The 18,917-nt window shown below is 64.2% G+C and carries 20 protein-coding genes and 1 pseudogene; 10 read left to right on the plus strand and 11 right to left on the minus strand.

Going from position 1 to position 18,917, the window contains the following annotated elements:
- Nucleotides 1-21: 21 nt before the first annotated feature.
- Nucleotides 22-1,002 (minus strand): ABC transporter permease, encoded by a 981-nt coding sequence (locus CH268_RS12935; protein WP_032364425.1) that lies wholly within the window; start codon nucleotides 1,000-1,002, stop codon nucleotides 22-24.
- A 319-nt stretch (nucleotides 1,003-1,321) separates the two neighbouring features.
- On the opposite strand from CH268_RS12935, the gene CH268_RS12940 reads away from it, so the two are divergent.
- A complete protein-coding gene (locus CH268_RS12940) occupies nucleotides 1,322-2,278 on the plus strand; it encodes a hypothetical protein (RefSeq protein ID WP_241258198.1) in 957 nt (318 codons plus the stop codon).
- Nucleotides 2,275-2,898 (plus strand): hypothetical protein, encoded by a 624-nt coding sequence (locus CH268_RS12945; RefSeq protein ID WP_094664481.1) that lies wholly within the window; start codon nucleotides 2,275-2,277, stop codon nucleotides 2,896-2,898. Before CH268_RS12940 ends, CH268_RS12945 begins: the two co-directional genes overlap by 4 nt.
- On the opposite strand, the gene CH268_RS12950 is transcribed toward CH268_RS12945, so the two are convergent.
- Nucleotides 2,861-4,129 (minus strand): DUF4185 domain-containing protein, encoded by a 1,269-nt coding sequence (locus tag CH268_RS12950; protein WP_094664544.1) that lies wholly within the window; start codon nucleotides 4,127-4,129, stop codon nucleotides 2,861-2,863. The genes CH268_RS12945 and CH268_RS12950 overlap by 38 nt on opposite strands.
- Before the next feature lie 142 nt (nucleotides 4,130-4,271).
- The gene (locus tag CH268_RS12955; protein ID WP_201247421.1) at nucleotides 4,272-4,685 is read right to left on the minus strand and encodes a DUF6992 family protein; all 414 of its coding nucleotides are present in this window, start codon (nucleotides 4,683-4,685) and stop codon (nucleotides 4,272-4,274) included.
- A 106-nt stretch (nucleotides 4,686-4,791) separates the two neighbouring features.
- On the opposite strand from CH268_RS12955, the gene CH268_RS12960 reads away from it, so the two are divergent.
- Nucleotides 4,792-5,124, plus strand: coding sequence for a hypothetical protein (locus CH268_RS12960; protein ID WP_094664546.1), 333 nt, complete (start codon nucleotides 4,792-4,794; stop codon nucleotides 5,122-5,124).
- Between the two features lie 24 nt (nucleotides 5,125-5,148).
- Here the strand turns inward: CH268_RS12960 and CH268_RS12965 are convergent, their stop codons facing one another.
- On the minus strand, nucleotides 5,149-5,715 hold the full coding sequence (locus CH268_RS12965) for a peptide deformylase (protein WP_094664483.1): 567 nt from the start codon (nucleotides 5,713-5,715) through the stop codon (nucleotides 5,149-5,151).
- Between the two features lie 3 nt (nucleotides 5,716-5,718).
- Here CH268_RS12965 and CH268_RS28230 point away from each other — a divergent pair.
- The 3 genes and pseudogenes from CH268_RS28230 to CH268_RS28240 form a co-directional block, all read left to right on the plus strand.
- Nucleotides 5,719-5,907, plus strand: a pseudogene (locus CH268_RS28230) (DUF2256 domain-containing protein); the annotation flags it as partial.
- Between the two features lie 15 nt (nucleotides 5,908-5,922).
- Nucleotides 5,923-6,174: a DUF3253 domain-containing protein gene (locus CH268_RS28235; RefSeq protein WP_255182386.1), complete on the plus strand. Its 252-nt coding sequence runs from the start codon at nucleotides 5,923-5,925 to the stop codon at nucleotides 6,172-6,174.
- A 37-nt stretch (nucleotides 6,175-6,211) separates the two neighbouring features.
- Nucleotides 6,212-7,867: an HNH endonuclease signature motif containing protein gene (locus CH268_RS28240; protein WP_255182383.1), complete on the plus strand. Its 1,656-nt coding sequence runs from the start codon at nucleotides 6,212-6,214 to the stop codon at nucleotides 7,865-7,867.
- Between the two features lie 5 nt (nucleotides 7,868-7,872).
- On the opposite strand, the gene CH268_RS12985 is transcribed toward CH268_RS28240, so the two are convergent.
- Nucleotides 7,873-9,369: a fatty acyl-CoA synthetase gene (locus CH268_RS12985; RefSeq protein ID WP_094664487.1), complete on the minus strand. Its 1,497-nt coding sequence runs from the start codon at nucleotides 9,367-9,369 to the stop codon at nucleotides 7,873-7,875.
- A gap of 87 nt (nucleotides 9,370-9,456) precedes the next feature.
- Between CH268_RS12985 and CH268_RS12990 the strand changes: the two genes are divergently transcribed.
- Nucleotides 9,457-9,990 carry a DUF2231 domain-containing protein gene (locus CH268_RS12990; protein WP_094664489.1) on the plus strand — a complete coding sequence of 178 codons (534 nt, stop codon included), beginning with the start codon at nucleotides 9,457-9,459 and terminating at the stop codon, nucleotides 9,988-9,990.
- Nucleotides 9,991-9,997: 7 nt separating this feature from the next.
- Here CH268_RS12990 and CH268_RS12995 read toward each other — a convergent pair whose 3' ends face one another.
- The gene (locus CH268_RS12995) at nucleotides 9,998-10,201 is read right to left on the minus strand and encodes a calcium-binding protein (protein ID WP_094664548.1); all 204 of its coding nucleotides are present in this window, start codon (nucleotides 10,199-10,201) and stop codon (nucleotides 9,998-10,000) included.
- Between the two features lie 396 nt (nucleotides 10,202-10,597).
- Between CH268_RS12995 and CH268_RS13000 the strand changes: the two genes are divergently transcribed.
- Nucleotides 10,598-12,895, plus strand: coding sequence for an ATP-binding cassette domain-containing protein (locus CH268_RS13000; protein ID WP_094664491.1), 2,298 nt, complete (start codon nucleotides 10,598-10,600; stop codon nucleotides 12,893-12,895).
- A gap of 76 nt (nucleotides 12,896-12,971) precedes the next feature.
- Nucleotides 12,972-13,898, plus strand: a complete 927-nt coding sequence (locus tag CH268_RS13005) for an ABC transporter substrate-binding protein (protein WP_094664550.1) — start codon at nucleotides 12,972-12,974, stop codon at nucleotides 13,896-13,898.
- Between the two features lies 1 nt (nucleotide 13,899).
- On the opposite strand, the gene CH268_RS13010 is transcribed toward CH268_RS13005, so the two are convergent.
- From CH268_RS13010 to CH268_RS13030, 5 genes are all read right to left on the minus strand, one after another.
- Nucleotides 13,900-14,409, minus strand: a complete 510-nt coding sequence (locus CH268_RS13010; protein ID WP_141215145.1) for an LpqN/LpqT family lipoprotein — start codon at nucleotides 14,407-14,409, stop codon at nucleotides 13,900-13,902.
- A 17-nt stretch (nucleotides 14,410-14,426) separates the two neighbouring features.
- Nucleotides 14,427-15,374, minus strand: a complete 948-nt coding sequence (locus CH268_RS13015; RefSeq protein ID WP_094664495.1) for a hypothetical protein — start codon at nucleotides 15,372-15,374, stop codon at nucleotides 14,427-14,429.
- Nucleotides 15,371-16,354 (minus strand): hypothetical protein, encoded by a 984-nt coding sequence (locus CH268_RS13020; protein ID WP_094664497.1) that lies wholly within the window; start codon nucleotides 16,352-16,354, stop codon nucleotides 15,371-15,373. The genes CH268_RS13015 and CH268_RS13020 overlap by 4 nt, the downstream gene beginning before the upstream one ends.
- Nucleotides 16,351-16,650, minus strand: a complete 300-nt coding sequence (locus CH268_RS13025) for a type VII secretion target (RefSeq protein WP_032388477.1) — start codon at nucleotides 16,648-16,650, stop codon at nucleotides 16,351-16,353. Before CH268_RS13025 ends, CH268_RS13020 begins: the two co-directional genes overlap by 4 nt.
- A 91-nt stretch (nucleotides 16,651-16,741) precedes the next feature.
- Nucleotides 16,742-17,605, minus strand: a complete 864-nt coding sequence (locus tag CH268_RS13030; RefSeq protein WP_094664499.1) for a hypothetical protein — start codon at nucleotides 17,603-17,605, stop codon at nucleotides 16,742-16,744.
- Nucleotides 17,606-17,735: 130 nt separating this feature from the next.
- Here CH268_RS13030 and CH268_RS13035 point away from each other — a divergent pair, with 130 nt between their 5' ends.
- A complete protein-coding gene (locus tag CH268_RS13035) occupies nucleotides 17,736-18,854 on the plus strand; it encodes a YbfB/YjiJ family MFS transporter (protein ID WP_094664501.1) in 1,119 nt (372 codons plus the stop codon).
- Nucleotides 18,855-18,917: the final 63 nt, after the last annotated feature.

Genomic DNA, 18,917 nt, shown 5'->3' on the forward strand with positions numbered 1-18,917 from the left:
TCCTCTACTCGAAGTGGTGGGTCAGTCCGCGTAGCGAACGCGCGGATCCAAAGCAGCAGTGAAGATATCGGTCAACATTCCGGAAACCAGGACCGACAGCGCAGTGAAGAGCGAGACCGCGAGCGTGATGTTGATGTCCTGACTGGTGATGCCGTAGATCAGCCAGTCACCCATGCCGTACCAGCCGAACACGCGCTCGGTGAACGTCGCGCCGGTGATCACCGCACCCATACCGAATGCGAACAGTGTGGCCATCGGGATCAACGCAGTACGGAAGCCGTGCTTGAAGATTGCGCGCCCGCGGGTGAGTCCTTTGCCGCGGGCAGTACGGATGTAGTCCATGTTCAGCTCGTCGAGCATCGAACTGCGCATGTACCGGCTGTACCCACCGATGGTGAACAGCATCAAGACGACGGTCGGCAGCAGCAGATGCTGTGCGCGGTCGACAATTTCGTTCATCAGACCGGGGGCGAGCGTCGTCGACGTTTCACCGGTGTACTGGAAGAACTGACTGCCGGTGCTCTGATTCACCTGTACAGCAAGGTACTTGAGCACCGGGGCCAAAACCAGGATCGGGGTGCTGATGAGAATGAACGTCACCACCGTTGCGACGTGGTCGAAGATCTTGTACTGCCGGACGGCACCGTACGCACCGACGAGGGTTCCCAGTACCGCACCGAGGACGGTGCCGAGCACGACCAACCGCAGCGAGACCAGGATGCGTCGCCACAGTTCGTCGTTGACCGAGCCTGCAGCGATGGTCTGCCCGAAGTCTCCGTGCAGTACCGCCCACAGCCATTTCAGATACCGCAACACCGGATTGTCGTCGAGGTGCAGTGCCGCACGCTTGGCGTCGAGTACAGCATCCGACGGCGGCGGGTTGCGGCTGAGCAGATTCGACAGTGGATCGAACGTGAGCGAGGCCAGCAAGTACGTGAGAAACGTCGCGATGATCAGCAGGACGACGTAATTCAGCAACCTGCGTGCAAGATAACCGCCCACGCGCAACCACCTTCCATCGAGCACCACGGCCGTGCCCGACGGCACTGCTCTCGGCATTGTTCACACCGCTTGTTTCCTGCGTGTTTCGTTAGCGGTGGAAACGGACAATCCTCAAGATAGCACCAGGAATTCGAATTTCGATGACGGTTGCGAAACTCTTACCGACACTTCGGACAATGCGGAATCATCGGTCGCAGAACGAGTCTGACGACCTGGCTGTCGTAGGGTCGCCTAATTCATCGGCTCACCGAACGCATTCGCGACAATGCGGACAGGAGACGAATAGGCGGTGCTCGCACGCGTCGGTAGATTCACTGCCATGCCGACAGACTCCACACCCGACGGATTCGCCCTCGAACGCTTCGACGTCACCGATTCCGGGGCCATTGCCACGATCTTCGCCGCCAAGGACTACAGAAACGGACTCTACGTTCTGCATTTCGCAGACAACGCGGCCTTTGTGGGCTACTCCGAATCACTCGCGGCCCGAGTGAATGCCGACCGCGAGATATGGCCCGACATCGAGGCCCTCGAGGTTGCACCCGGTGCCGCAGATCGTTTGGAGCAGCTCACCGATCTCGTGTCCCAGCTCCACCCACTGCGACAACGCCCGTCCGAGCCCACCGCGATCGGCGAAGCTCCGGGAGTGAAGACGGCACTGCCCAAAGAACGAGCCAAGCGCACGACGCTCCTCGACGCGGCCGTGGGACGCAGTCGTCGCCAGTTCTGGGAACTGTCCGACCACATCGCGTACCCCGCCATCCGAAGCATCGTGGCCGACTACATCAACTCGTCGATCCCCGACCCGGCCAACACCGCGAAATACCTGTGGCAGACAGCCGCTCTGTCCGACGTACAGGACGACAGCGGTCCGCGACGATTGCTGACGCTGACGTGCGGCGGCTTCGAGACCCTGCGAGTCGACGAAATCGTGCACGACGACGACACGATCGAACTCGACCTGCGCATCAACACCAACGTTCCGCGCGACCGGACCGACGAGCAGCTCGAGGTCTCCAACGAAACCGTCAGCGCCGGACGTGGGCCGTACCGAGACGAACGGGTGTGGTCGTGGTCGATCGACCTCGGCGCGTTGCTGGAAGAAGACGTGGATGTCGATCTCGGCATCGACGACGACACGTTCGACGATCTCGCGTACGGCCTCAACGCACGGCTGATGCGGTCCGGAAACTCAACGGGCGCAGCGGCACACAACAACGATCTCGCGGCCGACCTACTCGCCGAGGCATACCGGCAGCTGTTCGAGGCCGAATGACCGACCGCCTCTGGTACGTCGCATACGGCTCGAACCTGTTGCGAGAGAGGTTCTCCGTCTATCTGACGGGCTCCGAGGACGGATCGGAGTTCGGGTCGCATCCACCGGCACCCTCGTCGGCAGCGGTCGAGGCCGAACGCTGGTTGTGGATCGATCACGCCCTGTACTTCGCTGGCGTGTCCCGACGGTGGACCGGGGCGTCGGCCTTCGTGTCACTGACGACCGATCCCGCCGAACCGTCACTGGCGCACGGATACCTGATCGACAGTGTGCAGTTGGCGCACGTCGCCTCGGTGGAGAACGTGGTCGATTCCGTCGATATCTCGGCTGTGGAATCACTGAGCATCGGCGAGTGGGCCGCACTCGACATCGACCGCCGAGGTAAAGCATACCGAGGGAAATACGATGCGTTGCTCCGACTTCCGAACATCGACGGCCAGCCCGCCTTCACACTGACGAGTTCGATCGTGCGAGAGCACGGCGAACCGTCGAGCAAGTATCTCTCGACGATCCGGCGTGGACTGCTGTCCGCAGGAGTCGACATGGACGTCGACGCCTACCTCGACGCTGCCGCCGGACGCATCACTTCAACGCGTCGAGGTTCGTCTTCAGAAGCATGACGTTGTAATCGGACCACCGAGAAGCTGTGAAGTACAGGTCTTTTCCGCTCGACATCGGGTGAATGAACGGCGCGTAGATACCGCCTGCCGTCTGGTTGGCGTCGAGAATCGTCCTCGGTTCGCTCCACGGCCCCTCCGGGTTTTCCGCCGTGCGCGCCACCAGCGTCCGGTTGTTCTCGTTGCCGTACATCATGACGTACCGGCCGAGGTAGTCGTTCCACGCCACCGACATCTCGCTGACCGGGCCCTTCACCACGGCCACGGTATCGCCGACGTTCTTGGACCATTGCTTGGCCGGATCGGGATCTTGCGTCGAATACTCGTACGCGTCGAGATTCTCGATCTGATCGGGCGCGACTCGGGAGACGAACGCGTCACCGAATCGTCCGTTGGGAGTACCGAACTGGTACAGGTACCGACCGTCTTGTCCCAGAACGTAGGCGCTCTGCTGAAACTTGCCCTGGCTTTCGTGGACGTTGGTGAAGCCCGGGATCGTGACACCCTTGTTGACGCGGATCGTCTTGGGATCCGTCGTCCAATTCTGGCCGTTGTCGGTCGATTTGGCCGTCGCCGAGTAGTTCGTGATCCAGCGACCGGGTGTGCCCCAGCTCTGCACCGACATGTAGTTGATGTACTGGGTGTTGCCGATCGCGATAGCCGCCGTGGGGATGGTCGTGTCCTCGACGCTCGGTAGCTTCGCGCTCGAGATGATCTCGGCGGCGTAACGCGGATTGTTCGCTCTGACAACCGCACCCGAGGTGGTGTTCGCCGGGTCGGCCGGACCGATCGTGATGCCCTGCGACAGGTTCGTCGACGCCTTGTCCGAGCGAAAGAGTGCATTGCTGCGCCACTGGGCATTGCCGGAGGAGCAATCACCGAACGTGTCGCCGAACGCCATCAAGATCTGGCCCGCACCGTTGTCCCAGGTGATACCGAGGTCGGTGCCGGACATCGCCAGGTTGTCGTAGGTGTTGTTCACACTTTGCGGACCGGTGACCCAGGCGATGCTCTGAGTGTTCCCGGTGATGCGCGGCAGAGGACCCTGCGGGCCCTGCGGGTTCTTGCCCGACATTCCTGCGCTGCCCGACGAACCGAACAGCGGTGAGGAGCCCGGCCCACCGAGCCCGCCGCACGGCTCGGCCGACACTGTGGGCGCGGTCAGAGCGCTGAGTCCGCTCACTGCCAGTGCCAGGACAGCCCCGACAGCGATCTGCCGACTACGTACACGCATGGACGAACCCACCGTTTCCCGTGTGACCCACGATACTGATGTGACTGATGGGACGAGTGTTACGCAAATCTACTGATCGCGCAACAAATCGGGCGTGTCGGTACTTGACAAAACGCCTACGGCGAGAATGACACTCGTGTTATTAGCCGGCAATCATGCGCGCGTGAGTCGTATCCAGTGCGAGCAGCGCAGCGCCCTGCACGACGACCGCCGTTCCGTGACCGATCGCCTGGTCAGCGGTGATTCGGCGGCCGAAGCTGGGCTTCCGGACGGCGATGTGCGCACCGGCCGCGACGTAGAGCACGTCGAGCCCGGCATTGATCCACAGCAGCTTGCTCAAACTCTTCGACGTCGGGACCGAGGAGTTGAGCGCGCCCGCCCCGGCGATCGCCACGTCGATCGCACCCCAACCCGCCGTCTGCTGGCCGAATGCACGACGGGCAGGGGACGAGCCGCGCACCGCCAACACCGTTCCGGCAAGCACACTCACACCGCCCCACACGGCGAGACGCCGACCGAGCAGTTGGGCGACGGCGGGAGCTTCCATACGAGTCATCGCTCCAGTGTGCCGGGCTCGACGCCGAGGGCGACCCGTAACGCGCGGTCCGTTGCTGCCGATCATCGAGCACCGGGTATTCGTGCTCGAAACGAACGGAGTCACCATGCTGAAGAGGATTCTCGCAGGCGCTGCACTGACGATCGGCGTAGCAGTGCTCGCCGCGCCGACGGCATCCGCTGCGCCCGACGACAACCCGTTCGGGCCCAAGGACTCCACTTCGAGCTTCGTCAGCGCATTCGACCCCGCGGCCTACAGCAGCGCGAGCGAGAAGTCGTTGATCGTCAGCCCATTCGGCACCAGCCGGCAAATCGACTGTTCCTCGTTCCATGCCCGCACCTGGTGCACTCAGAACGGCCACGCGCTCACCGACATCCGCATTCCGGCCGGATCGTCGGAATGGGATTACCGGATGCTCTACGTGTACAACCCGTTCTGACAGTCGGATAAGGCACAGCCGCAATCACAGTACGAGCGGATGCGCGTCGGCCCCGGGCAACCAACTGTTGCCCGGCCCGACCCACCCTCTCTCCTTGATCATCTTCTTGGCCGCACGTCGGTGGCGGCCGAGGAGGCGGTCGAGGTAGAGGAGCCCGGCCAGATGGTCGGACTCGTGCTGCAGACACCGCGCCAGATAGCCCGTGCCTTCCACCGTCACCGGGTTGTTCTCCACATCGACACCTGTGACACGGGCCCACTGAGCACGCCCGGTCGGAAACAGCTCCCCCGGCACGGACAGGCATCCCTCGGTGTCGTCCGGGTCGGGCATCGTCTCCGGGATCTCCGAGGTCTCGAGCACCGGGTTGATCACGTGTCCGCGGTGACGGACCCCGCCGTCCCGCAGGTCGTAGACGAAGACCGAACGTGGGTCGCCTATTTGGTTGGCCGCCAGGCCCGCACCGGGTGCAGCCGTATTGGTCTCGAACATGTCCTCGACCAGCGTTGCGAGCTCGTCGTCGAACACCGTCACGCGAGTTGCCGGAGTTGTCAGCCGGGGATCACCGGCAACCAGGATCGCTCGAATCGCCATGAGATGAGGATAGTTTCGCTCCGAGAGCGGCGGAGCCCTGGGCAACGAGGTTACTGTCGATCTGTGGCCCACTCCCGTCGTACCTCCACCGCGCACCCCGCAGACAAGGTGTGCGCGTCGTGCGGTCGGCGGATCGAGTGGCGCAAGAAGTGGGAGAAGAACTGGGATGACGTCAAGTACTGCAGCGACACCTGCCGGCGGCGCAAAGTGAGTGCAACCGACAAGGAACTCGAAGACAAAATCCGATCCTTGCTCGACGCCCGATCAAGCGACGCCACGATCTGCCCATCGGACGTCGCACGAGCCCTGTCCGACGACGACTGGCGCGACTTGATGGAGCCCGTTCGCCGCGCGGCCCGACGTATGGTCGACACCGGCGAAGTCGAGATCACCCAGAAGGGGTCGGTCATAGATCCCTCGACCGTAAAGGGACCGATCCGGATCCGCTGGAAGCGTTGACGGAAACCTGTCGGTGGGTGGGTATAGCTTTCGTGGTGTGAAGACATGGGGGGATGTGTTCGAGCTCGGGGACCAGGAATTGGTCTCCGAGCTCGCCGACGTGACCTCTCTCGAAAATGCCCTCGCCGCAACTCGATTGACGTTGCTCGCAGAGATCGACCGACGTGGTTTGGCGATGAAACTCGGGCACTCGTCCGTCACCCGCTGGTACGCCCGATCGATACGGATCACCGACGGATCCGCCGCCCGCCACAACGCACTGGGGTACTGGCTGTTCGATCACCCCACCGTGCTCGACGCCCTCGCCGACGGCCGCATCCATGCCGCACATGCCGCCGCGATTGCCGAGGGATACGACGTCGTCCTGGTGGCCGACCCGACGTTGAATCAGGACCGCCGCGACGGAATCGTCGACGAATTGCTCGACACCGCGATGCGCAACACCGCCGGCCACGTGACCTCCCGCGCCCAGGCATTGGCGCATGCTGCCGCCGACGACGCCCGAGCACGACACACGAAAGCCGAGAAACAAAGACGAGAGAAAGAACAGCAGGAACAGGAGCGTCGCGCCGCCGACACCGCCACGTCCTCCGACCGACACGGCGACCCGACACCGGATCCGGAACCGCCTGCACCCGAGCCTGTTCCGCCGACACCTGCACCGCGACCGGTGTCGGAAAACCCGGCACTGAACCGGTTCGACCTGCATGCTCTGGCCAACGGCCGCTTCCAGTTCGGTGGCGACATCGACCGGTTGCTCGCCGAGAAGCTTCTCACCGCTCTGTCGCAGTTGACAGCACCGCGACCAGGTCCCGGCGGGGAGCGCGACCCGCGGAGTGCGTCGAAGCGCCGGGCCGATGCGCTCGATCAGATCCTCGACCGACACCTCCGCGGCAGCACTCGTGGGTCGGCGGGCGGGTCGCGGGCGTCGGTGCACCTGATCGTTCCCCTGCGTGACTTGCTCGCCCACGGTGGCAACAAGCAAACGGGTAGCACTGCAACGGATTCGGTCGACACGGGTTCGGTCTCGAATGGTTCCTCGAACGGCGGCGACAGCAACGGCTCGCATCCGGATGGAGCTGCTCGAGGGGATATCGCTGCTCGCCAGGATGCGGCAGAAAACGATGGTGATGGTGCCGGGCAGAAGTCTGTGCCCGAGGGGGGAGGCACCGCTGCTCGCGGCGAAGCAGCAGCCGGTGGTGATGTTGCAGCCAATGGCGCTGGTGCCGGGCAGAAGTCTGTCCCCGAGCCGGGCGACGCGGACTGGCCGTTCCACCTCGACTGGACCGGCCCCATCAGTCGCTTCCTCGCCGAGCTGGTCACCTGCGACGCCGACCTGACCCCCGTCATCGTCGACCACCACGGCGTACCACTCGCGCTCGGACGAACCACCAGACTCGCCAGCGACGACCAACGCATCGCCCTGACCATCCGCGACACCTGCTGCGTCATGTGCGGCCGCCCCGCCCAGTGGTGCCAAGCCCACCACATCAAATTCTGGGAACACGGCGGCCCCACCGACCTGAACAACCTCGCGCTCGTCTGCGGAGAATGCCACCGCCTCGTCCATCACGGCGACTGGCAACTGCTCATGGGCGACGACGGACACCCCTACGCCATCCCACCCGAATCCGTCGACCCCAAACAGCAACCCCTCCCCAGCTACCACCGACGAAAACAGCGAGCCGCGTGAACAACTCAGGCGCGCAACGCGCGCTTGAGCAACTTTCCGCTCTGGTTGCGGGGCAACTCGTCCAGGAAAGTGACGGTCTTCGGCACCTTGAACGGCGCGATCCTGCCCTTCACGTGGTCGATCAACTCCTGCGCCGACACCTCACTTCCGTCCTTGAGCACGACGACAGCAGTCACCGCCTCGATCCACTTGTCGTCCGGAGTCCCGATGACCGCCACCTCGGCAACGGCGGGGTGGGTGTAGATCGCGTCCTCGACCTCACGAGAAGCAACCAGAATTCCGCCCGTGTTGATGACGTCCTTGATTCGGTCGACGACCGTGATGAACCCCTCGGCGTCCCGAGTCACCAGATCACCCGAATGGAACCACCCACCCGAGAACGCATCCGCCGTCGCCTCCGGCTTGTCCCAGTAACCGTCGCACAATTGAGGCGAGCGGTAGAGAATCTCACCGGGCTCACCGTCCGGCACATCGTTACCGTCCGCGTCGACGACGCGTGTCTCGACGAAGAACACCGCACGACCACACGACGCCGGTCTGACCTCGTGCTCGGACGGCTGCAGAACCGTTGCCAGCGGGCCGATTTCGGATTGCCCGAAGCAGTTGTAGAACTCGATGTCCGGGTATCGCTCACGCAGCCGGGTCAACACGGTGACGGGCATGATCGACGATCCGTACTGCGCCTTCTTCAACGACGACAGATCACGAGAGTCGAGGTCGGGGTGATTGGCGAGCGGAACCCAGACCGTCGGTGCGAGGAACAACGACTTGATCTTCTCGTCCTCGATCCGCCGAAGAATTTCCGCGACGTCGGGCTTGCGCATCAGTCGCACGGTCGCTCCGACCGACAGATACGGCAGCATGAACACGTGCATCCCGGCCGAGTGGTACATCGGCATCACTAACAGCGGGTCGTCGTCTTCGGTGAACCCCAGAGCGATCACGCACGAGACGTACTCGGCAACAAGCGCGCCGTGAGACATCATCGCGCCCTTCGGTTTCGACGTCGTCCCGGAGGTGTAGAGCAACTGCGCCAGGTCCGTGGAGTCCGCGGCCGGCTCGAGGACCGAATCATCCCCGGCAGGGTCGAGCAGATCCGGAAGCGACACCACGAACTCGACGGCGGTGCCACTCCGAACGGAATCGAGAGTGTTCGACAACTCGGGGTCGACGAGCACAGCCCGTGCGCCCGACTGATCGAGCAGATACAGCAGCTCGTCGCCCACGAGTGCGTAGTTGATGGGCACGTGCACCAATCCTGCTCGCGCACAGGCAAGAAATGCCACCACGTACGCGTCGGAGTTGACGCCGTACGCCGCTAACCGGTCACCCTTGTCCAAGCCCATCGCGATCAACCGACGGGCGACCCGCGTCACGGCAGTGTCGAGCTCGCGGTAGCTATGGCTGCGGCCTTCGAACGTCACAGCCGGACGGTCGGGAAATTTCGCGGCCGACCTGCGCAGAACGCCGTCGACGGTGCTGACTCGGGTGCCGTTCGTCATGACAACGACGTTATAGGACGTCCAAGCTTCTCGCCTCGACTTCGGCGTCGATGGTTCGCTCGCCGATCACGGGGCATTCGGTGTTCCATGACAATCAAACAAGCACTCGACAGTCTCGAGACTGCCTCGTTTCTCGACGGACCCAGCGACGCGATCCATGGCGTACTTGCGGTAGCGGACAGTGCCGTCGGATCAGCGCTGCACGGCCGGTGGATCGGGCACCCCATCCACCCCGCGCTGGTGACGGTGACCATCGGCAGCTGGACCAGCGCCGTCGCGCTCGATCTAGTCAAGAACCAGTCCAGGGCAGCCAAAATTGTCGTCGCGCTGGGTCTCGCGTCCGCGCCGCCGGCGATAGCGACCGGATGGGCCGACTGGTCGACGATGAACACAGTTCAGCGTCGGGTCGGCATCATCCACGCGGCCTCGAACGCGACCGGCGTGTTCCTCTTTCTGGGCTCCTACCTCCGTCGCCGGAAGCAGACCGACGGAGTTGCCAAAGCTCTGGCGGCGGCCGGCCTCGCAGCCGCAGGACTCGGCGGACTGATCGGCGGGCACCTCGCCTACAGCACCCCCGGCAGCGAGGCCGAGTCGGAAGCTCGACACCGCCTACCGAGCTGACCACCCATCAACAGTTGTTCGGTTCCCCGGTCTTGACCACCGACAGCACCGCATCGCCCTCGCCGATGAGGACACCGGGAGCCGGATCCTGTTCGACGACAATCCAGTTCGAGTCGTTGACCTGCATACGGCCCTCCCCCGACGCGTCCGCGCTGCGGGAGTAGAAGACACCGGCCGCCTGTATCGCGTTCTGCGCAGACTGCAGATTCATACACACAATCGGAGGCATGTAGGCCGGGGCTGCGGGTGCGGGCCTCTCGACCGTCGGGGTATCGGGGATGACGATCCTCGGCACAACGGTAGAGCGCGTGAGGCCTCCCCCTGGCACCGCCTCGACCTCCGTGCCGACATCTGCGCTCAGCGTGCTGCACCCCGCCAGCATCGGCAACACGACAATGCAGGCCGCGAACACATGCCTTCTCGTCGACATCGAGACCTTTCGTTACGACAAACCCCCACCACAGCAGCCGTCTTTGATGGATCGCTCCTTGCGTCGATCCGTTACCTGTGGCGTTTCCGTACACCGTACGGTAGGCTGCGGCGGCACTGCGCGAACCAACGTGGGTGTACGCCCTTCGGGGCGCGGCGAAAGGCAATCGACAACGCGATGACCGAGCCCCAGCTAGTACTACAAAACCAGCCACCTACCGATGCACTGTCCACGATCGTCGTGCGTGGAGCCCGAGAGAACAACCTGCGCGACGTCGACCTCGATCTGCCGAAACGCTCGCTGGTCGTGTTCGCCGGCGTCTCCGGGTCGGGCAAATCGTCACTGGTATTCGACACCATCGCCGCCGAAGCACAGCGGCAGATCAACTCCACGTTCACCGCGTTCGCGCAGACGTTTCTGCCGTCCTACGGCCGACCGGATGCAGATCTGATCGCGAACCTGTCGGCCGTCGTCATCGTCGATCAGAAGCGACTGTTCGGTGGCCCGAGGTCGACGGTCGGCACCATCACCGACATCGGAGACTGGCTGCGCATGCTGTGGTCCCGCGCCGTCACGCCGAGCATCGGGTACGCCAATACGTTCTCGTTCAACGACCCCGCCGGGATGTGTCTCGAATGCGAGGGGCTCGGCGAGGCGAAGGCCGTCGACCTCGGCGAACTGGTGGACGAGTCGAAGTCGTTGCGGGAGGGCCCGTTCAAGCATCCCGACTTCGAGGTCGGCAAATGGCCGTACCGGGTGTTCGCCGACTCGGGCCTGTTCGATCTCGACGTCCCGATCGAGCAGTACTCGGCGCACGAGCGTCACCTCTTCTTCGACGCCAAGCCCGGCGAGGTCGAGGTGACGAATCCCGACGCCGTCATGAAGAGCTACGAGGGCATCGTGTCGAGGTTCCGCCGAAGCTACCTCGCCAAGGACGCAGATGCGCTCAAGGGCAAGGCGAAAGCCGCGTTCGAGCGCATCGTCACGCGCGGCGTCTGCGAGGCCTGCGGCGGTTCCCGCTACAACGACACCATCCGCGGTGCCACCCTCGAAGGACTGTCCCTGCCCGATGCGTTCGCCATGCAGGTTTCCGAACTAGCCGACCGTATCGAACAATGGGACATCAAGGGCCTGCACTCCGTCACCGCCGAAATCGTCACGCAGTTGACCAGGCTCGTCGATCTCGGCCTGGGCTACCTGAGCCTGGACCGTGCGACGTCCTCGCTCTCGGGTGGTGAATCCCAGCGCATCAAGATGGTTCGTCACCTCGGAGCCACGCTGAACGACATGCTCTATGTCTTCGACGAACCGACGACCGGTTTGCATCCTCGCGACGTCCACCGTCTGAACGACATGCTGCTCGCGCTGCGCGACAAGGGCAACACCGTCCTCGTCGTCGAACATGACCCCGAAGTGATGGCCATCGCCGACCGGATCGTCGAGATCGGACCGGGCGCCGGAAAGTCTGGTGGCACAGTGGTGTTCGAGGGAACCTTCGACGAGCTCCGCCGAGCCGACACCAGGACCGGCTCCGCGCTCCGGCGTGATGACGCCGAGCTACGGACTCCCCGTACGCCTTCGGGCTGGCTGAGTATCTCCGGTGCCACCACCCACAACCTGCGCGACGTCAGCGTCGACATCCCGCTCGGGGTACTGACCGCCGTCACCGGTGTCGCCGGTTCCGGAAAGTCGAGCCTCATCCACGGACACCTGCGCGAGGCCGCGCCCGACGCCGTTGTCATCGACCAGGCACCGATCCGGGGCTCACGCCGTTCGTCCCCTGCGACCTACACCGGTCTGCTCGATCCGATCCGCGCGTACTTCGCCAAGAAGACCGGGCAACCGCCGTCGCTGTTCTCCCCCAACTCGGACGGCGCGTGCCCCGATTGCCAGGGCAGCGGTGTCATCTTCACCGAACTCGGATTCACCGATCCCGTGACGAGTACCTGCGAGACGTGCCAGGGCAGGCGCTTTCGCTCCGGGGCAATCCGGCACACCGTCGACGGCGTCAGCATCGCCGACATCTTCGAGATGTCCGTCGGGGATGCGCAGGACTTCTTCGAGGTCAAGAAGATTCGAGACATTCTGCGCCGCTGCCGGGACGTCGGACTCGGCTACCTCTCGCTCGGTCAGAACTTGTCGTCCCTGTCCGGCGGCGAACGGCAACGTCTCAAACTCGCCACCGAGCTGATCGGGTCGTCTTCGGTGCTGGTGCTCGACGAACCGACGACAGGTCTGCACCCGTCGGATGTGTCGAACTTGATCGCGTTGCTGTCCGGGATGGTCGATGAGGGCAGGTCGGTGATCGTCATCGAACACAACCTCGACGTCGTCGCCGCGGCGGATCACATCATCGATCTAGGTCCCGACGGCGGCCACAACGGCGGGCTGATCACGTTCACCGGGACGGTCGACGAGCTGGTGGCCTCGGACACTCACACCGGTAGGTACTTGGCACGGAGCCTGGGACGTTGACCGCTCCCCGATAGTGTTGGCGTCCGAAGAGACACCGGACAACACAGGAGTGGCAGTGCAGCGTCGATCGGCACGAATGATCTCAGCCGGGTTCGCGGTCGTCGCGCTCGTAGCGGCGGGATGCAGCACCACGGAAACGGACGCGCCACCCGCCGCCGATCCGGCACCCGCGGCGAGTGGCGAGTTTCCGAGGACGATCACGTCCGGCTCGGACGGCGGCTCGGTCACCATCGACGCTGCTCCACAGAAGATCGTGTCGCTGAGCCCAACCGCGACGGAGACGCTGTACGCCGTCGGGGCGGGCGACCAGGTGGTGGCCGTGGACGATCAATCGGACTTCCCCGCCGACGCTCCGAAGACAGGGTTGTCGGCGTTCACCCCGAGCCTCGAAGCGATCGTTGCGTACGACCCCGATCTGGTGATCGCCTCCACCGACCTGGGCCTCGTGACGTCGACACTGGCCGAGGCAGGCGTTCCGACGCTGGTGCTGCCTGCCGCGACGAGCATCGACGATGCCTACTCGCAGATCGAGCGCGTCGCGGACGCCACCGGCCACGACGCCGACGGCGATGCCGTCGTGTCCCGGACTCGTGCCCGGATCGATGCAGCCGTCGCGAGCGTCCCGACCCGCGAGGCGCCGCTGACGTACTTCCACGAACTCGACGACACGTTGTACACGGTGACGAGTGCGAGCTTCGTCGGGCAGATCTACGGTCTGTTCGGACTCACCAGCATCGCCGACGGTTCCGACGCCGGCGACTACCCGCAGCTCGCCGCCGAGGCCGTGATCACGTCGAACCCGGATGTGGTGTTTCTTGCCGACGCCCAATGCTGTGGCGTCACAGCCGCTTTAGTCTCGTCGCGACCGGGTTGGGGGTCGATGACCGCCGTCCGCGACGGCCGGATCTTCCCGATGGACGAGGACCTGTCGAGTCGATGGGGCCCTCGTATCGCAGACCAGGCAGAGGCCGTCGCTGCGGTGGTACAACAGATCCCTGCGTGAGCTATCGATGCCCGATACGAACCTCGTCCACGAATACATCTGTCGCCCAAAGCAAGCGAGACCTCATCTGGTCGGGCAGGGTAACCGTCAATTGGACGAGGTACTGATCGACGATGTGGTGGACCACGACATACCTGGTCCGAGCGAACAACGTCCGACCCTCCCAGTCGTACCGACCCGCAATCGAAACGGACGGTAGACCGCAGAACGGGTCACGGTCGTAGCTGACGTCGATCCATTCCGGAAGTGCCCGGGAGTCGCCGAACCCACATGCCAGCAGGGTCTGCGGATCGAGTGACCGCGTCAACTTTCCGGTCAAGACTGCCGCGTTGGGAACGAACCCGTCGACCGCATCTGCCGGAGAACACAGCACCGCGGTGGCGTGCGGAAACAGATGCGCAGGAACGAGATCCCACCCCGGCAGCGCAGGGAGCTCCAGACCGAACCTTGCGCATTCGTCGAGATGTACGGGCGCGAGCTCGACACCACGCTGTTGCAGAACGCCCTGCATCGATTGTTCCCGAGTTGTCACTGGACGTCCCGTCGACCCGACATCGACGCCGCTCGGTCTGCTTCGATGCGATCGAGGAATCGAGGCGGGCGCAGTAGCTCTCGCGCGTCGTCATGGGCAAGCTGCGCACGGCCCCAGGGATTGTCCCGACACCACTGCAGTACGGACAGCAGCGCGTTGGGCTCTACCTTCTTCTCGCACGCCATCAGGACCAGCACCTGATCCGTTCCACCGGCAGGGTCGCGATACACGACTCGGATGGTGGGGTACCAATGTGAATGCGACACCGCAGGATTCGGATGCGTCTGCGGCTGCAGCTCGACGATCCCGTCCCACGGGACAACCGTGATTGCAGTGGTGGCCTTCCATCCGCGGCGCCGATAGATCTCCTCCACGAGGCCATCGGGATGCAGTGAAATTCGGGTCCGGTTGACGACGAGCACACTCAGTGCGAAAAACAGCAGACATATCGGAGCGCCGAAGTGCGACATGACTACGACGCTCAGGTCGTGACGCGTTGTACTTACCCGTGCGTCTCCTCCCCAGTGGATGTAGGACAGGCCGGACACCAACGCGAATGCGAGTATTCCGCTGCGATACAACACAGTCCCCCGCCCTGGCACTGCCACGCCTCGGCCGACTCCGGCGACAGTCACCGGTCGCACGAACAGCGACAGCCGCGCAGAACCGATGCCGGACAACACCACGGCCGCTGTGAGCGGTATCAGCACCGCGAGCACCAGCGGCGACACGAGGAGAACGGTCTCCCCGGAAAGCGTCCCGAACAGGAGAACCGGAGCCACGATCGTCGCGGCAAGGACTGCAGACGAAACCCCGAGAGCTACCAGCCAACCCAGGTGAACACTGCGCCACGTCCGCACCCACAATGGATACTTCTGCGCTACCAGGCTCTTACGCAGCACGTCCTCGGTCTGGGGCGTGCGATCGTCTCTGATCTCGCTCATTTTCCTGCCGCCTCGAACAACTTCTCCACGCCGTAGCTGACGACTTGGCCCAGTGCGATCCCGGCAGCAGCGCCGGCCACCGTGCCGGGCCCCGGAAAAATGGAACCCGCCATGCCACCCACGGCTCCGAACGCCCAGGTCGTAATTGCTCCCGCGACTATCGGCGTCGCCTCGACGATCACGGCCTCGGCCGGGTTCACGCCCTCGTCGATTTTTCCCGCAATTCCGGGAATCGCACCGGCAACGACTCCGAAGACCCCGAGCCCGCGTCCGATGTTCTTGGCAACGTCGTCGACGGATTCGACACCGGGTATTTCCAGCGCCCGCCTCGTCACGGCGGCCATGCCTCCGACGACCGACGCTGCGATGGTCGACGGCCAGTCCGGCATCCAGGAGAACGACCCGTCCGGGTTCTCGACGAACTGTCCAGTGGGATTGTCGAGGGCGAGCGCCGTCAGCACCTCGGTGGGCTCGGCCAGCTGCTGCGCAGCGTCGAGAGCGACACTCTCGGCCTGGCGCAGAGCACTCTGGATGTCCTCGGTCAATTGATGTGCTGCAGAACGCAGTTCGTCGGCTCGACGCGTCTTCTCGTCACCCAGGCTGTCGGGAATCAGCGCGATCATCCCTTCGGGATTCACCACACCGTCGGCCCGTACCGCGAACCCGCTCGTCGTAGCCGCGGACACCTGAGCCTGCACGTGCGCTTGGGCGGCCTCGACGATATCGGCTGCACCTTCGAATGCAGCGGCGAGCGAGTCGATTTCGCTGCAGACGGAGCTCATCCGGGAGCATTCGGCCACCACGCGATCGGCTGCGGCGCGTGCCGCCTCGCCGGTCCACGTCTCGGCCAGTGTGTCCTGCTCTTCCAACACCCCGGTTCGTTGGCCGTTGACGCGCTCGACTATCTCGGCCAGTTCGATCATCGTCTTGCGCATCGACTGCGGCTCCCAGCCGGCGACGTGCGGCACGGTCGGGGTCATTTCGGCTGGTCCATCGCAGCGAGGCGGCGGGCAAGGTCGTCGTCGGTGATCTCGTAGTTCTGCGCGACACCACGGGCGATGTCCGCAACGCATTCGGCTCGGCCTGCCAGAGCGGCAACAGCTCCCGCAGCCGCTGCCGACGCTGCCGCACACGCTGCGCGAAAGTCGGTACCCTGCAGCGCATTCTCGGATGCTCGGAACGGGGCGAGGGTGTCCAACTCGGCGATCACCTCCCCCGTTCCCGACAGCACATTCGAGAACTGCCGCAGGATCACTGGATCCACATTCACTGTCATGACGCTCCCCCGAGTCGCACCGTATCGACGCCCGGTGAATCGGCGTCATCGGGTTTGACGCACCGAGCCCGTTATCGGTTCCGTGCCGAAGCTAGGACCGCGACAGTTCCAGTCGCTCACGAAGCGGTGGTGGCACCAGCAGGTCGGGTGAGTCGTAGCCGGTCATGCGGATCCGGTTGACCGGGCCGTCGGTGCACCACTTCATCAATGCCAGAACGGCATTCGGCTCGGCTGCGAGCAAATGGGTGCGAATCGCCATCCGGTCCGGTTGATCCAGCCGGTCGCGGGGACGCTCGATATCGAGCCCAGTCGCTCGGACATACAGTACGGGCTCGGTGAACCCACTCCCCCGCTTCTCTGACGTTCGGTACGTCGAGGCCTCGTACTGCTCCACATCGTCCCAGCGCACGAGGATGTCGTGGGTGCGCGGAAAGAAGAACATGCACGACCGTCTGCGTCTGACAAATCCGTCCGCGAACAAACGCAGTTCGACGCTGCGGCGGAAGCCGAGCGTCGCCACCAGTACAACGATGGCAATTCCAGCAATCGGCATACCGGCCGCGCCGAACACGTCACTCTTCGACAGGGCGACCCCCATTCCTGACACCAAGATGGACGCGACCGTGATCAACCAGAGCTTGGCGGTCCGAGGCGGAATGCATACGCCGCTACCGAGCGCGTGGTCCTCGACGCGCCGAACGAATCGGACGGGGATTCCCCATCGAATCACGTTGTCGTTGATGCCGATCCAAACGCAGGCCATGAGGGCAAGTAGAGCGATCGATCCGATCGTGTGCCCATTGTCGCTTCCTTGCACCTCGAGCCGTCCGCGATAGATCGCAATGGCTACCACCGCGACAAGCGCGATGACGGCCTGCCACAGGCGGCCCAACGTGTTCGGCCAGTACGGGACCCAGATAGGTCGTTCTGCGTCGGTGTACTTCGTCTCACTCATGCGTCCCCCACAGTCGGTATCAGGTATTGGACGCACCGGTGGTGCGATCGGTTCCCTGCTGCTCGGTTCGATGAGACGGGGATCCAACGCGTACCGTTGGCGCGGCTAACGACTTAGGAGGGCGATCGCAATGAACGGCCGTCGATTATCGTTCGCTGCCGCGGCCGGACTCGCGGCCGCGATGGGCGTCGGGCGATTCGTGTTCACGCCGCTGCTACCGATCATGGTCGACGCGGCGGAGGTGACCCCGAGCAGCGGTGCCGTCATCGCAACCGCGAACTATGCCGGCTACCTCGTCGGCGCGATCGTGTTGTCGGTGCGCCCGTCGATCAATACGACGACGTCGTTCAGGCTGTGGACGCTCGTGCTCATCGCAAGCGAATTGGCGATGGCGGCAGTGCATTCCACCGCAACGTTTTCGGCGCTGCGGTTCCTGGCCGGCCTGGCGAGTGCCGCGGTGTTCATCGCCTGCGCGAGCACCGTCACCAAGCACAGAGCCGACGGTGCGTCACCAGGAATCGCGTTCGGCGGCGTCGGTGCAGGTATTGCAGCGTCGGGCATTCTGACGTTGCTCGCCGGACCACATCTGTCGTGGGAGGCGCTGTGGTTGTGCTCGGCGATACTGACTGCGGTGCTCGTCGCCCCGGCGTGGACGCTTCGGGTTCACCCCGAGCCTGCAGGGCGGTCCGAGGCGGGCGAGGTGAACGCCGGAACCCGCGCGGTATGGCGGACATTGCTCGTCGCGTACTTCCTCGAGGGCCTCGGGTACATCATCGTCGGCACATTCCTCGTTGCGGCGGTCGGTGGCCACAGCAGCACGTCGGTGGGTCCGGTGGTGTGGATCGTCGTCGGATTCGCCGCGGTACCGGCGACAGTGCTGTGGCAAGGGGTGGCACGCCGAACCAGCCTGCGCAAAGCTCTGGTAGCAGCGTTCGCATTGCAGACCGTGGCCGCAGTGCTTCCCGCACTGACCGGGAATCCCCTTGCCGCCGTATGTTCAGCGTTGTTGTTCGGGGGAACGTTCATGGGCATCACGATGCTGACGATGAGCACAGCGCACACACTTCCCATCGGCCGTACCGCGGCGACACTGACCGCCGTCTACGGCGTCGGACAAGTAGTGGGGCCATTGGTGGTTGCGCCCGCAATCGGCGATTCGTACGCGATCGCCTTCGCCATCGCGACCGGAGTGCTGGTGCTGGGAACTGCCGGCGCAGTGCGCGTATCGCAGTTGACCGCGCCACGCTGAGCCTCGCTGCCACGGTCGGCGCTGCCGTGCAACGGACCGGTGCCGTCACGCAAACGCCCGCCC

Source organism: Rhodococcus sp. 06-1460-1B, assembly GCF_002258475.1.
Taxonomy (GTDB): Bacteria; Actinomycetota; Actinomycetes; order Mycobacteriales; family Mycobacteriaceae; genus Rhodococcoides; species Rhodococcoides fascians.